Source organism: Celeribacter sp. SCSIO 80838, from assembly GCF_056498065.1.
In genome coordinates this window covers 218,311-232,549 of record NZ_JAZKMA010000001.1, presented here as the reverse complement: position 1 = coordinate 232,549, position 14,239 = coordinate 218,311, and the positions used below count along the sequence as shown (strand labels likewise).

13 protein-coding genes are annotated in these 14,239 nt (G+C 62.5%); 6 read left to right on the top strand and 7 right to left on the bottom strand.

Annotation, left to right across the window (positions count from 1 at the left end):
- Positions 1-51 precede the first annotated feature (51 nt).
- Together V1475_RS01065 and V1475_RS01060 are read right to left on the bottom strand one after the other, a co-directional pair.
- A complete protein-coding gene (locus V1475_RS01065; protein WP_434290487.1) occupies positions 52-516 on the bottom strand; it encodes a DUF2267 domain-containing protein in 465 nt (154 codons plus the stop codon).
- Positions 516-971, bottom strand: a complete 456-nt coding sequence (locus tag V1475_RS01060; protein ID WP_434290488.1) for a universal stress protein — start codon at positions 969-971, stop codon at positions 516-518. The genes V1475_RS01065 and V1475_RS01060 overlap by 1 nt, the downstream gene beginning before the upstream one ends.
- A gap of 416 nt (positions 972-1,387) precedes the next feature.
- Here V1475_RS01060 and V1475_RS01055 point away from each other — a divergent pair, with 416 nt between their 5' ends.
- On the top strand, positions 1,388-1,972 hold the full coding sequence (locus tag V1475_RS01055; RefSeq protein ID WP_479411272.1) for a L,D-transpeptidase: 585 nt from the start codon (positions 1,388-1,390) through the stop codon (positions 1,970-1,972).
- Between the two features lie 120 nt (positions 1,973-2,092).
- On the opposite strand, the gene trpS is transcribed toward V1475_RS01055, so the two are convergent.
- Positions 2,093-3,109: a tryptophan--tRNA ligase gene (trpS, locus tag V1475_RS01050; RefSeq protein ID WP_479411271.1), complete on the bottom strand. Its 1,017-nt coding sequence runs from the start codon at positions 3,107-3,109 to the stop codon at positions 2,093-2,095.
- 78 nt (positions 3,110-3,187) lie between these two features.
- Between trpS and V1475_RS01045 the strand changes: the two genes are divergently transcribed.
- Positions 3,188-3,886 carry a rhomboid family intramembrane serine protease gene (locus V1475_RS01045; protein WP_479411270.1) on the top strand — a complete coding sequence of 233 codons (699 nt, stop codon included), beginning with the start codon at positions 3,188-3,190 and terminating at the stop codon, positions 3,884-3,886.
- A 5-nt stretch (positions 3,887-3,891) separates the two neighbouring features.
- Here V1475_RS01045 and murJ read toward each other — a convergent pair whose 3' ends face one another.
- From murJ to V1475_RS01030, 3 genes are read right to left on the bottom strand one after another with little or no spacing between them, the layout of a single operon-like run.
- A complete protein-coding gene (gene murJ / locus V1475_RS01040; protein WP_479411269.1) occupies positions 3,892-5,433 on the bottom strand; it encodes a murein biosynthesis integral membrane protein MurJ in 1,542 nt (513 codons plus the stop codon).
- Positions 5,430-8,252 carry a [protein-PII] uridylyltransferase gene (locus V1475_RS01035; RefSeq protein ID WP_479411268.1) on the bottom strand — a complete coding sequence of 941 codons (2,823 nt, stop codon included), beginning with the start codon at positions 8,250-8,252 and terminating at the stop codon, positions 5,430-5,432. The genes murJ and V1475_RS01035 overlap by 4 nt, the downstream gene beginning before the upstream one ends.
- On the bottom strand, positions 8,212-9,390 hold the full coding sequence (locus tag V1475_RS01030; RefSeq protein ID WP_479411267.1) for a penicillin-binding protein activator: 1,179 nt from the start codon (positions 9,388-9,390) through the stop codon (positions 8,212-8,214). Before V1475_RS01030 ends, V1475_RS01035 begins: the two co-directional genes overlap by 41 nt.
- A gap of 118 nt (positions 9,391-9,508) precedes the next feature.
- Here V1475_RS01030 and rsmI point away from each other — a divergent pair, with 118 nt between their 5' ends.
- The 4 genes from rsmI (at position 9,509) to V1475_RS01010 (ending at position 12,733) form a co-directional block, all read left to right on the top strand.
- A complete protein-coding gene (gene rsmI, locus V1475_RS01025; protein ID WP_244906045.1) occupies positions 9,509-10,366 on the top strand; it encodes a 16S rRNA (cytidine(1402)-2'-O)-methyltransferase in 858 nt (285 codons plus the stop codon).
- Positions 10,367-10,372: 6 nt separating this feature from the next.
- Positions 10,373-10,756, top strand: coding sequence for a YraN family protein (locus V1475_RS01020; RefSeq protein ID WP_066710987.1), 384 nt, complete (start codon positions 10,373-10,375; stop codon positions 10,754-10,756).
- A gap of 128 nt (positions 10,757-10,884) precedes the next feature.
- The gene (gshB, locus tag V1475_RS01015; protein WP_479413939.1) at positions 10,885-11,820 is read left to right on the top strand and encodes a glutathione synthase; all 936 of its coding nucleotides are present in this window, start codon (positions 10,885-10,887) and stop codon (positions 11,818-11,820) included.
- Positions 11,821-11,824: 4 nt separating this feature from the next.
- Positions 11,825-12,733, top strand: a complete 909-nt coding sequence (locus V1475_RS01010; RefSeq protein WP_479411266.1) for an alpha/beta hydrolase — start codon at positions 11,825-11,827, stop codon at positions 12,731-12,733.
- Here V1475_RS01010 and V1475_RS01005 read toward each other — a convergent pair.
- Positions 12,703-14,214 (bottom strand): YifB family Mg chelatase-like AAA ATPase, encoded by a 1,512-nt coding sequence (locus V1475_RS01005; protein WP_479411265.1) that lies wholly within the window; start codon positions 14,212-14,214, stop codon positions 12,703-12,705. The two genes, V1475_RS01010 and V1475_RS01005, sit on opposite strands and share 31 nt — an antisense overlap.
- Positions 14,215-14,239: the final 25 nt, after the last annotated feature.

Below are 14,239 nucleotides of genomic sequence, written 5' to 3'. Positions count from 1 at the left end.
GCGCTTTTCAGCGCCGAAAGTCAATATTTAGAACGGTTCTAAACTATAGCGTCAGATGATCTGCTGTTCAAGCTCTGTCTCTGGAATGCCGCGCACGGCCCAAAAGGCCACCGCATCGGGGCCGATCAATTCGAGGACACGTTTCAGATCGCGGTGGTTGCAATGACGCCAAAGCGCATAGGCGGTGGCGTCGATCACGTTGAGCGGCGTTATGTTGTGCTCCTTGCGCACCGCCTGAGCCTCGCGGATCAGCTCGGACCGCGAGCCGAAAGGCAGGGGGACCGCATCGACACGCCAGTTGTAGACCAGCATGGCACGGAGCGACGAGGGGATGACGTCGCCAAAGGCGATGACTTGCGGCGGGGTCAGGCGACGGCGAAAACATTGCAACACGCCATCGACGGCGGTGTAGGTCATGTTGTCGCTCTCCATGACATGACCCATGCGGTCCTTGGCGTCTTTCAGGAAGGATTTGAACTCCTTTTCCGAATGGCGATAACTCCAGGGCATCGGCATCAGGTGACGGCCTCCAGCCGTTCTTTCGACATCTCTCCGGGCACAAGCGTCATCGGGATCGGCAGGAACCCGGCCTGTTTCGACATGGCGGTCACCAGCGGTCCGGGGCCGGATTTTTCCGTACCGGCGCCCAGAACCAGCACCCCGATCGAGGGGTCTTCCTTGATCTGCGCAAGGATTTCATGCACGGCCTCGCCCTCGCGGATCACCAGTTCGGGGTCGATGCCCTGACGATCCCGCATCCATTTGGCGAAGACCTCGTAATGGGCGACGATGCGGTCTCGGGTCTCTTCGCGCATCAGATCGGCGACTCCGATCCAGTGGTTGAACTCCTCGGGCGGGATGATCGACAGGATGGTGACCCCGGCGCCGGTATGGGCGGCGCGCATGGCGGCAAAGCGCATGGCGTTGAGACATTCACGGCTGTCATCGAGGATGACGAGAAATTTGCGCATTCTGGCCTCGGTCCTGAATTCTTCTGTCCCGACACAGATGTGCCGGTTTACCGGGATGATGACCGAGCGGGACGCCGGACGCAAGCGGAGTGCGTGTCGCGGCGGGGTCAGACACGCGATACAATCAGAGAAACCCCCGGCGCGAGGCCGGGGGTCTATGGGCCCTGATCCGTCGGGGAAAACGATCAGCTCAGAAGTATCGGGCGCGTAAGGGCAAGCGCTTCGGGCGGGGACGGGCCTGATTCCGATGCTTCGACTTTGATCATTACGGGAAGATTGAATCCCTAATGTGACATTGTCGTCGCGATTGCGACGTTGCGGAGCGGGCTAACCGCTTCGTGATTTGTGGTGAACATGCCGGATGGGGTTCATTCGGGGCAATTCGACAACAATCGACAACGCACGAGGACGATGTCATGACCATCATGAAGCGCCGCAATTTTATTGCCGCAGCCCTGAGCACGCCCTTTCTCGCCCGCGCAGGATTTGCCGAGGAAGTCGGCCTGACCCTGCCGGACGAGCTGAAGACTCCGGAAAATGCCCGCAATAACATTTCGAGCTTTCGCACCATCGACTGGCGCGACCATTTCGAGGCCTTGGGCAAAGGCGCGATCGTCGCCGATACGGTGAGCCGCGCGCTGCATTTCTGGAGCCCGGAGGGAGATTATAAACTCTATCCAACCTCTGTGCCGATCTCGACCGACTTGACGCGGCGTGGGTATACCTCCGTGATCAACAAAGTGAAAAACCCGACATGGACGCCGACGCCCTCGATGCGCGAACGCGATCCGAGCCTGCCTGTGACGGTGCCAGCGGGACCGGCAAACCCGCTTGGCGTGCGGGCGCTTTACCTGTCGTGGCAGTATTACCGTATCCACGGCACCCATGACACGCGCAAGATCGGGCGGCGGTCTTCGGATGGGTGCATCGGGCTTTACAACGAACAGATCGTCGATTTGTACGACCGGGTGGCCGTGGGCACGCAGGTTAAGCTGATCTGAGTATTTGGACTGCAATGAAGACAAGAAAGGGCGCCACATTCGGGCGCCCTTTGTTTTGTCGATGGTGGCTGTCAGCGCACGAAGCCCATGTCGCCAGCGGCGCCGGGCATCTCGTGAGCGTCAGCGAACGAACCCCATAATGTCGAAGGTTTTGTCGAGGATCGGGTCGGCAATCGCCTTGGCCTTTTCCGCGCCTTTGGCGAGGATGCGGTCGATCTCGGCGGGGTCGTTCATCAGGCGGGCCATCTCGGTGGAGATCGGCGCGAGTTTCTCGACGGCCAGCTCGGCGAGCGCTGGCTTGAACGCACCCCAGCCCTGACCGCCATAGACCGCGAGAACCTCTTCGCCGGTCATATTGGCGAGACCTGCGTAGATGTTGACGAGGTTGCGCGCCTCGGGACGGTTCGCCAGACCTTCCATCTCCTCGGGCAGCGGCTCGGGATCGGTTTTGGCCTTTTTGAACTTCTTGGCGATGGTGTCCGCGTCATCGGTCATGTTGACGCGTTCCATGTCGCTTTCGCCGGATTTGGACATTTTCTTGGTGCCGTCGCGCAGGTTCATCACGCGCATCGCCGGGCCTTCGATCACGGGGGTGCATTCCGGGAAGAACTCGACCTTGTAATCGTGATTGAATTTCTGGGCGATATCGCGGGTCAGCTCGACGTGCTGTTTTTGATCCTCGCCCACGGGGACGTGGGTCGCGTGATACAGGAGAATGTCGGCGGCCATCAGGGACGGGTAGGCGTAAAGACCGAGAGAGACATTCTCGGCATTCTTGCCCGCCTTGTCCTTGAATTGCGTCATGCGGTTCATCCAGCCGACGCGGGCGACACAGTTGAACAGCCAGCCCAGTTCGGCATGGGCCGAAACGCGGGACTGGTTGAACAGGATGGAGCGTTCGGGGTCGATCCCGGCGGCGAGAAAGCCCGCGGTCACTTCACGGGTTGCCTGACGCAGTTCTTCGGGATCTTGCCAGACGGTGATCGCGTGCATATCCGCCACGCAATAGATGGTTTCGAACTCACCGCCCTGCATATCCACGAAGCGTTTGATCGCGCCGAGATAATTGCCGAGGGTGAGCCCGCCCGAAGGCTTGATCCCCGAAAACACGCGGGGGGTGAAGGCAGGCTTGTCCATCTGGAACTCCGTCACTGGATTAATAGGTGATCGTGGCTTACCTATGCGGGACGAGAGCGTCAAGGAAAGGCCCGTTCAATGTCCGATGATCCCGAATATTCCAGCCCGGAAACGCCGTTTAACAATCTGCCGCCGATGGTGATCGCCATTGCGCTGGTGTTGGGCGGGATCGAACTTGTGTTCCAGATCGGATCGTTCGGGCTGATCGGCGGGCCGGATGCGATCGGCTGGCGCATTGCCGCGATCGAGGACTACGGTTTTTTCGACTCGATCTTCGAAGCGATGCGGGCGCAGGGCACTTGGCCGTTCGAGCATGTGATGCGGTTTTTTACCTATGCGTTCGTGCATTACTCGATGCTTCATGCGCTGATGGTGATCGTGTTCATTCTGGCGTTGGGCAAGATGGTCGGCGAAACCTTCGGCAATTTCGCCGTGCTGCTGATTTTCGTGATCTCGGCGCTCGCGGGATCGCTGGCCTATGGGCTGATCCTGACCACCAATGTGCAACTCGTCGGTGCCTACCCGGCGGCCTACGGGTTTATCGGGGCCTATACGTTTATCCTCTGGCTGGGGCTCGGGGCGATGCAACAGAACCGGGTGCGGGCGTTCACGCTCATCGGGTTTCTGATGGGCATTCAGCTCGTGTTCGGCTTGCTGTTTGGCGGCTCCCCGGATTGGGTCGCGGATCTGGCGGGGTTCGCAGCAGGTTTTGCAGTTGCGGCGCTTCTGGTGCCGGGGGCGTTCGGACGGATCATGATGCGGCTGCGCCAGCGCTGAGCGGATCAGCGGCCGCGTTTGACGGAGCCTTTCAACTCGACGAACCGAACCGCGCCGATCAGATGCGCGATGGTGAAATAGCCGACGATCCCGATGACGACGAGCAGGAGCGTGCCCAAGCCACGCGAAAGCTCGAACACCGGCGAGAGACCGATTTCACTGCCCCATAGGAGCAGCCCCATCAGCAGGGAGGCGAGCAGAATGCGCGGTGCGCGGCGGATCAGCCGGGCGTCGGCATGGACCTCGTTGCCCATGGATTTTTTGCCGAACCACAAAAGCGCGACCATGCCCCAGGCGGCCAGCGTGGTGGCAACGGCGGCGGCGAGATAGCCGATGACGAAAGACAGGCCGATGGCGACGACGGCGTTGATCACCATGGCGTAGAGCGCGAAGCGGAAGGGGCTGCGTGTGTCCTCGCGGGCGAAATACAGCGGTTGCAATACCTTCTGCATGACGAAGGCCGGAAGGCCGAGGCCATAGATCATCACCGCCAGAGCGGTTTTGTGGGTATCGTCCGGGGTGAAGGCGCCGCGCTGGAACAGGAAGGAAATCAGCGGTTCCGGAATGACGACCAAGGCAACGGCGGCGGGGACTGTCAGCAAAAGCGCGAATTCGAAGGCCCGGTTGTATGCATGGCGCGCGCCCTCGTGATCTCCGGCCTGCAAGCGGCGGGAGAGATCGGGCAACAGCACGATGCCGATGGCGATGGCGACCACGCCCAAGGGCAATTGATAAAGCCGGTCGGCGAGGTTGAGATATTGCAGGGACCCTTCCTGGGAAAACGAGGCGACCTGACGGCCGATCAGCAGATTGATGTGAACGACGCCACCGGCAAGTGCCGCGGGGCCTGCAAGAATCAAAAGCTCTTTCATCTCCGGCGTCAGCCGCGGCAGATGCGGGCGCAGATTGAACCCGGCTTTCGACGCGGCAATCCAGACGACGGCAAGCTGGGCTGCCCCGGCGAGAGGAACGGACCAGATCAGCGCACGGTCTACAGGCAGGCCGAGTTTTGCTGCACCGACCATGGCGACGGACAGAATGACGTTCAGAAGCACCGGGGCGGCGGCGGCGGCGGCGAACCTCCCGGTGGCGTTCAGAATGCCGGAGAACAAGGCTCCGATGGAGATGAACAGCACATAGGGAAAGGCGATGCGACCGTAATCGACGGCCAGATCAAAGCGCTGGTCGCCGATCAGCCCGGCGGCCATGATGGTCACCAGTACCGGCATGATCAGGGTGGCGATCAGCGTGAGCGCGATCAAGGCGGTGGCGAGAACGGAAAGGGTGTCCTCCGCAAAGCGTTTGGCATCCTCACCGGCTTCGACTTTCTTGGAGAACATCGGAACGAACGCGACGTTCAGCGTGCCTTCGGCAAAGAAGCGGCGGAAGGTGTTGGGCAGGGAGAAAGCCACGGCAAAAGCCTCGGCCACAGGCCCCGCGCCGAAAAATGCCGCGATCAGCGCATCGCGCACGAATCCGAGCACGCGGCTCATCAGGGTCCAGCCGCCGACGGTGACAAAGCCCCGGACGAGGCGGATGGGTTTCATTCGGAATGAGCCTGTTTCGCGCCGGTCACGATGGCCTCGCGCAGTTTCTTCTCAAGAGATTTGCGTTTGGATTCGGCATGGAGTTTCATCCCGAACATATCCTTCACATAGAACACATCGACCACCTGCGCGCCGTAGGTGGCGATCTGGGCGGTGACGATGGAAATGGCATTTTCCGCCAGAACCCGTGTCAGATCGTACAAAAGCCCCGGCCGGTCGCGGGTGTCCACCTCGATGATGGTGAAAATCTCCGATCCCTCGTTGTCGAAGGAAATCGAGGTCGGCACGTCGAATTTGCTTTCGCGTTTCTTGATCTTGTCGCGGGATTTGAGCGCGTCCTTGGCCATAACCTCGCCGCGGAGCGTCTTGTCGATCATCTGGCGCAGACGCGGCAGGCGGGCGTTTTCATAGGGGTTGCCGTCCTTGTCCTGAATCCAGAACACGGCGGTCGCATAGCCGTCCTTCGAGGTATAGGTGCGGGCATCCACGACGTTGGCACCGACAAGGGCAAGAGCGCCCGCGAGACGGGAGAAAATCCCGTGGTGGTCGGAGAGCGCGAAACAGGCACGGGTGGCATCGCGGTCTTCGTCCTGATGCACGTCGATGCGAATTTCGTCGGGTTGAATGTCGCGCAACAGCCCCGCGAAAATCTCGTGGGCGGCAAAGGGCAGGCCCTGCCAGTAGGTGCTGTAATGGCGCTGAAGCTCCGTGCGCTTGTCGGCGGCGCTCCAGTCGGTGAGGCGCGAGCGCAGTTCCTTCTTGGCCTCGCCTTCGCGCGCATCGCGGTTGATTTCCTCAAGCCCGTGTTCGAGGGCATAGGCCGTCTGAGCATGCAGATTGCGGATCAGCGTGGCTTTCCAGTTGTTCCAGACACCGGGGCCGACGCCGCGAATGTCGCAGACGGTCAGCACCGTCAAAAGATCGAGCCGTTCGCGGGTTTTCACCGCCTTGGCGAAATCGCGCACCGTGCGCGGATCGGCAATGTCGCGTTTCTGGGCGATGTCGGACATCAAAAGATGGTAGCGCACCAGCCATTCGACGGTCTCGCATTCGGCGGGCTTCAATCCCAGACGCGGCGCGACCTTGCGCGCGATCTGGGCCCCGATCACGGAGTGGTCCTCGTTGCGTCCCTTGCCGATGTCATGCAGCAGCATGGCAATATAAAGCACCCGGCGATTGACCCCGGATTTCAGAATGCGGGTGGCGAGCGGCAGCGCCTCTTCCAATTCGCCGCGTTCGATTTCCGCAAGGTTGGAAATCACCTGGATCGTGTGCTCGTCCACCGTGTAGCTGTGATACATGTTGAACTGCATCATCGCGACGATGTGCTGAAACTCCGGAATGAACGCGCCCAGGGCACCCAACTCGTTCATCCGGCGCAGCGAGCGCTCCGGGTTGCCGTGTTTCAACAAGAGGTCGATGAAAATCCGCTGCGCCTCTGGATCGGTGCGCATGTCGTTGTCGATCATGCCGAGATTGGCCGAGATCAGTCGCATCACGTCGGGGTGCAACAGATAGCCGGTGCGCAGCGCCTCTTCGAAGACCCGCAAGAGGTTGAGCTTGTCGGAGAGAAACGCCTGACGGTCACGGACGTTGAGCCGGTTGTGCACCAGCTCGTATTGATCGCCGATCTTGCGGCGGCGTTTGAACAGGCGTTGCAGCGCCGGTTCCTGTTTGACGTGCTGGGCCTCCAGCGAGGTCAGGAAAATCCGGGTCAATTCGCCCACGCGGGTGGCGTGGCGGAAGTAATCCTGCATGAAGTGCTCGACGGCTGGACGGCCCGAGTGGTCGATATAGCCCAGCCTGTCGGCGACCTCGACCTGCATGTCGAAGGTCAGTTGATCCATCGGACGTCCGGCAATGATATGAAGCGCATTGCGTGCCGCGTGCAGGAAGGTCTCAGCCTCCTCGAACTGGCGATATTCCTCCGGGGTGAAAACTCCGGCCTTCACCAGATCGGCGGCATTGCGCACGCCATGGACGTATTTCGCGATCCAGAACAGCGTGTGCAGATCGCGAAGCCCGCCTTTACCTTCCTTGATGTTCGGCTCCACCACATAGCGCTGACCGCCCTGTTTGCGGTGCCGCGAGGCGCGTTCCTCGAGCTTGGCTTCGATGAACTCGCGCGCGGTATTGCGGAACAGCTCGTCGCGCAATTGCTGGTGAAGCTGCGTCGCGAGCTTGCGGTTGCCCGCCAGAAAACGCAGTTCCAGCATGGCGGTACGGATGGTGAAATCCTCGCGCCCGAGCCGGATGCAGTCGCGGATCGTGCGGGTGGAATGGCCGACCTTGAGATGCAGATCCCAGAACATGTAGAGCATGCTCTCCACCACGCTCTCGATCCAGCCGGTGATCTTGTGCGGGGCGAGGAACAGCAGATCGACGTCGGAATAGGGCGACATTTCCCCGCGCCCGTAACCGCCGACGGCCAGAACGGCGATGCGTTCGCCCTCCGACGGGTTCGGGTTCGGGTGCAGCCGGGTCATCGCGGTAAAGAGCACCGAAGTCACGAGGCAGTCGGTGAGCCATGCATAGGCGCGCAGGGCCGGGCGGGCGTTGCGCGGAGCCTCGGTCATGGCGCTGGCGATGGCGGCGCGGCCGCGTTCCTGCGCGTCATGAAGCACCTTGACCGTGGCCTTGCGCAGGGCAGCGGCATCCGCAGCGTCTTGCCAACAGGCCTCAAGCGCTGCGGCCACCTCGGTCACATTGAAAACCGCGTCCTCGGCACAGATCAGCGTGCCCGGTGGGGTCGGAAGGAAACTGGCGAGCGCCGGGGGCTCAGAACCCGGCGCCACCGAAGGCTCTTGGTGCAGGGTCAATCTCGATTACCTGATTGTTTTGGATGGTCGCGATGGAGAGACCGCGTTCGTTGGTGCCGTTGGTGCGCAGGCGGAAGATGCCGTTGACGCCGACGAAGCCGGAGTTGCGGGTCAGCCCCTGCACGGTCAGCGCGTTCTGGTCGCCGGATTTCACCAGCGCCCCGATGGCGGCGATGCCATCATAGGCGAGACCGGCCAGCGCATGCGGCGCCTGACCGTAGGTGGCGCTGTAATGGCCGGAGAAATTCGCAGTGAGTTGCTGGTCGGGAATGGCGAACCAGCTGTCTTGCAGGCCCGGCAGGCTCAGGGCCGAGGCCGGAACGTTCCAGCGTTGCAGGCCGATATATTGCGGATTGGGCGATCTAATGCCGTTTTCCGGCAGCATCTGCGCCAGAAGCGGCATGGCGCCGTCATTGCCGGAGGTGAAGAAAATCGCGTCAGCATTGGAGCTTCGGGCCTTGGAGGCAATCGGCTGGATCGCTTGCACGACGCCTTGCTGGCTCATCTCGAAGCTTTGCTCTGTGGCGAGCGTCGCGCCCTGACGCGAGATCGCGGATTTGATCGCGCTCGCGCCCGCGTTTTCCGCCGCGCTGTTGCCGTTCACGACCATGATGCGGCCCTTGCCATTGGCGCGGGCGTAGGACACCAGCCGGGTGGCGGTGCTGTCGAAGGTCGGGCCGAGAATAAAGACGTTGCCACCGGCGATCTCGGGGTTGTTCGAGAAGGACAGAACGTTGATCCCGGCATTGGCGGCGGTGAGGCCCGCGAGTTTGGCGGAGCCGCCGTAGACCGGGCCGAGGATGATCTTGGCCCCGTCGGCAATCGCCTGAGACGTCGCGGAGGCGGCGCGTTCGGCCTGACCGCCGGTCGGGTAGACGCGCAGATCGATGCTCACGCCGTCGAGATCGGCCATGGCGAGGCGTGCGGCATTCTCGAGCGAGGTGGCCAGCGCGATATCTCCGGCGCTCGATGATTCGTAGGGGACGAGAAGGGCGACCGGCACCGGTTTCGTTGTGTTGATCGTCGGACCGCCGCCGACCGGGAGGGCACCCGGATCACAGGCGATAAGGCCCAGAAGGGACAGGCCTAGCGCGAATTTGGCGAGCGACTTGCGGGCGGCGCGCAGAACGGCGAACATGGGGGAAACCTCACTCCTGACGGCAAACAAGAACGCGACACCGAGGGCCACGCGATTTAGCGGGCAGACTATGCGACACGTTCCCAAGAGTAAACGCCGCAAAAGACCCGAGAGACCATTGATTTATCACGCCAAGCAGCTTCCCGCCGGCCTTTATTTCCTCGCCACCCCGATCGGCAACGCGCGCGACATCACGCTCAGGGCGCTCGATCTTCTGGCCTCCGCCGATGTTCTGGCCGCCGAAGACACGCGCAGCTTGCGCAAATTGATGGAAATTCACGGCGTGCCTTTGAATGGGCGTCATGTCATCGCCTATCACGATCACAACGGGGCGCAGGCGCGTCCGGGAATTATCGCGTTGATGGAACAGGGGAAATCCGTGGCCTATGCCTCGGAGGCGGGCACGCCCCTCGTGGCCGATCCGGGATTTGCACTCTGTCGCGAGGCGCTTGCGCGCGGCATTCCCGTCACCTCCGCGCCGGGCCCTTCGGCGATGATCGCGGCGCTGACCATCTCGGGCCTGCCCTCGGATCGGTTTCTCTTCGCGGGGTTCCCGCCCTCGTCGCAGGGCGCGCGGCTGAAATTCTTTGCTTCCTTTGCCGCCGTGCCCGCCACGCTCGGGTTTTACGAAAGCCCCAAACGCATTCACCGCACGCTGGGCGAGCTTTGCGAGACGCTCGGGGAAAACCGTCCGGCGGCGATGTGTCGGGAGCTGACCAAGAAATTCGAAGAGGTGCGCAAGGGCACGCTTCGCGAGCTGGAAGAAAGCCTGCGCGATGCGCCGGTGAAGGGCGAGATCGTGTTGCTGGTTGGGCGTGCGGAGGCCGAAGAGGTGTCGGAGGCCGATCTGGAAGCCGATCTGGCCGAGGCGTTGGGCCGCCTGTCGGTCAAGGATGCAGCGCATGAGGTGGCGGCCAAACACGGGCTGAAAAAGCGCGACGTTTATCAGATGGCGCTCGGGATGAGCGGGAAGTGAGGCCGGATGTCGGGAGAGGAAGCCGAAAATCCAAAACGTGCGCGAGGCGAGAAGGCCTATCATTTCGGCCTCTCGGCGGAGGAGATCGTCGCGCGCCATTATGCCGAACGCAGCTATGAGGTTTTGGAGCGGCGCTGGCGGGGCGCAGGCGGGGAGATCGACCTGATCTTTCGGAACGGCGAAGAGATCGTCTTTGTCGAGGTGAAAGCCTCGAAAACCCATGAGGCCGCGAGTGCGGCACTCGGTGCGCGGCAACAGGCCCGGCTTTGCGCCAGCGCCGAGGATTACATCGGGCGTCTGCCGACAGGGCTTTTGACACCGATGCGGATTGATGTCGCCCTTGTGAACGGTGTGGGCGAGGTCGACATTCTCGAGAATGCGCTGATGTAAGGTCGCAAAGGGTGCATGTGATCCTATGCACAGGGGCGCACAGGACATTCTCATTGAATGCGAGACCGGGCTGGTCCATCTAAGAGGCAACCAGAGGAGATACGCCCTTGTCCAAGACCCCTGCGCCCCTGAAAGTGGCGATCCAGATGGACCCGATCGGTCCGATCAACATCAATGCCGACAGCACCTTCCGTATCATGGAAGAGGCGCAAAAGCGCGGGCATGAGCTGTTCTATTACACGCCGGATCATCTGGCGTTTCAGGAGGGCCGCGTCACCGCGCGCGGCTGGCCGGTCGAGGTGCGCCGCGTCGAGGGCGATCACTACAGCCTTGGTGAGATGACCGAGGTCGATCTGTCCGATTACGATGTGGTCTGGCTGCGCCAGGACCCGCCCTTCGATATGGGCTATATCACCACCACGCATTTGCTGGAGATGATCACCCCCGGAACTCTGGTGGTGAACGATCCGTTCTGGGTGCGCAACTATCCCGAAAAGCTGCTAGTCCTGCGGTTTCCCGATCTGACGCCGCCGACCGCGATTGCCCGCGATCTTGAGACCATCCGTGCGTTCAAAGCGAAACATGGCGACATCATCCTCAAGCCGCTTTACGGCAATGGCGGTGCGGGCGTTTTCCGGCTCGATCCGAACGACCGCAACCTGTCTTCGCTGCATGAGCTGTTTACCGGCATGTCGCGCGAGCCGTTGATCGTGCAGAAATTCCTGCCCGATGTGTCGAATGGCGACAAGCGCGTGATCCTGGTCGATGGCGAACCTGTTGGCGCGATCAACCGGGTGCCGCAGGCGGGGGAGACGCGGTCGAACATGCATGTCGGCGGGCGTCCGGAGAAAATCGGCCTGACGCCGCGCGATCTGGAGATCTGCGCCAAGATCGGGCCGCTTTTGAAGGAAAAAGGCCAACTCTTTGTCGGCATCGACGTCATCGGCGATTACCTGACCGAGATCAACGTGACCTCGCCGACGGGCATTCAGGAACTTGAACGCTTCGACGGCACGAACACGGCGGAAATCATCTGGCAGGCGATCGAAGCCAAGCGGAGCTGAGGGCATGAGCCGCCGGGCCACAGCCCTCGCGACGATCCTGCGGCTGTTTGAAAAGCCGAAGCTGGCGCGCATCCAATCGGTGCCGTACCAGCGTCGGCGGTTCGAATTTCAGTCGCGTCTGTTTCGCCCGACCAAAGGGCCGCAGGATCGGCGCGAGGACATCGGCGGGATCGCCTGTCTGCGCATCCTGCCGCAGACCCCCGCCCGCGCGCGCCTGCTCTATATCCACGGCGGGGCCTATATCATGGGCTCGATCCGCACCCATCGCGCTTTGGCGCGGCATCTTGCGGCGCAATTGCAGGTCGAGGTGGTTCTGCCGGACTATCGTCTGGCACCGGAGCATCCTTTTCCGGCTGCGTTTGACGATGTCCTCGCGGTGGCCGAGGCCCTGCCTAATGATCTGCCGCTGCTCCTGATGGGCGACAGCGCCGGTGGCGGGCTGTGCCTGTCGCTGCTCTCCGCGCTCTGCCTTGCGGGTCAGCCGCCTCTGGCCGCCGTGGCGCTGTCGCCCTGGACCGATCTGGCGCTTGCGGGGGAGAGCCTGAACACCAACGCCAAGACGGAGGCGATGTTGCCAGGCTCCCGCATCGGTGAGGTGCGCGATTGGTATCTGGGCGGGGCGGCCGAGACCGATCCGAAAGCCTCGCCGCTTTATGCCGATTTCCCGAATTGTCCGCCGGTTCTGATCCAGTATTCCGAAAGCGAGATTCTCGCCGACGATGCCCGGCGCATGGCCGCGCACCTGACCGAACAGGGCGCGGAGGTCGCATTGCAGGGCTGGCCGGGCATGGTGCATGTCTGGCAGTTGTTTCACGGCGTCTTGCCCGAGGCCGATGCGGCGCTGGCCCGGGTGGCCGATTTCGTTGCGGCTCAGGTCGCAGCTCAGTTCGGCAGGCCGGACACCACCCGGTAACTCAAAGCCTCGGCCAGATGCGGGCGGCGGATGTCGAACTCGCCCGCCAGATCGGCGATGGTGCGCGCCACCCGCAGAACCCTGTGATAGCCCCGCGCCGAAAGCCCGAGCCTCTCGGCGGCCTTCTGCAAAATTTCCCGGCCCTCGGCATCCGGCGTGGCGACCTCTTCCAAGAGCCGCCCCTCGATCTGGGCATTGGTGCGAAACCCGCTGCCCTCATAGCGCTCTAGCTGGAGCGCGCGGGCCTCGGCGACGCGGGCGGCGACCACCGCGGAACTGTCGCCCGAGGGGGGCAGGTCGAGGTCCTGAAACTGCACCGGCGGCATGTCGAGGCGCAGATCGAACCGGTCCATCAGCGGGCCGGAAATGCGCCCGAGATAGTCCTCGCCACAGAGCGGCACCTTGGCGCAGGCGCGTTCGGGATCGGGCAGGTAGCCGCATTTACAGGGGTTCGCCGCCGCCACCAACATAAACCGCGCCGGGTAGCGCATATGGGCATTGGCGCGCGCCACCATGACCTCGCCGCTCTCGATCGGCTGGCGCAGGGTTTCGAGCACGGGGCGGGGGAATTCGGGCAGCTCATCGAGGAAGAGAACGCCATTATGCGCCAGAGAAATCTCACCGGGTTGCGCGCCGCGCCCGCCGCCGACGATGGCGGCCATGGAGGCGGTGTGATGCGGCTCGCGAAAGGGCCGCGCGCGGGAAATCCCGCCTTCGTCGAGAAGCCCCGCGAGCGAATGGATGATCGAGGTTTCCAAAGCCTCCTGCGCCGAAAGCGGCGGAAGGATCGTGGGCAGGCGCGCGGCCAACATGGATTTGCCGGAGCCGGGCGTGCCGACCATGAACATATGATGCCCCCCGGCGGCGGCGATCTCCAACGCACGTTTGGCCTTTTCCTGCCCTTTCACATCGCGCAGATCGCGGGCGTGCGTGGGGAGCGTGATCTCGCCGGGATGGGCCTCATGGATTGGGCGGTCACCGGTGAAATGTCGCAAAAGCTGCGCCAGCGTTTTTGCGCCATAGACCGGTGTGGCCCCGACCCATGCGGCCTCTGCGCCGCAAGCCTCCGGGCAGGCCAGCACGCAGTTCAGCTCCGCCGCTTTCAACGCCGCAGGCAGCGCCCCCGTCACCGCAACCAGCGATCCGTCGAGCGCCAATTCGCCCAAAGATAAGGTTTCTGCGGCTTTCTCTTCGGGGATCAGGCCTGTAGCGGCGAGGATGGCGGTGGCGATGGGCAGGTCGAAATGCGAGCCTATTTTCGGCAAATCGGCGGGCGAGAGGTTGATGATGAGCTTTTTCGAAGGCAGGGCGATCTGCATCGAGGCGAGTGCCGCCCGAACGCGTTCGCGCGCCTCGCTGACGGCCTTGTCGGGCAGGCCGACGATGGTGAAGCTCGGCAGGCCCGGCGCGATGGCGCATTGCACTTCGATGCGACGCGCTTCGACGCCTTCGAAGGCGACGGAGAAGGTCCGTGCAACCATGGCCTGTCACTCCCGTTAACACATG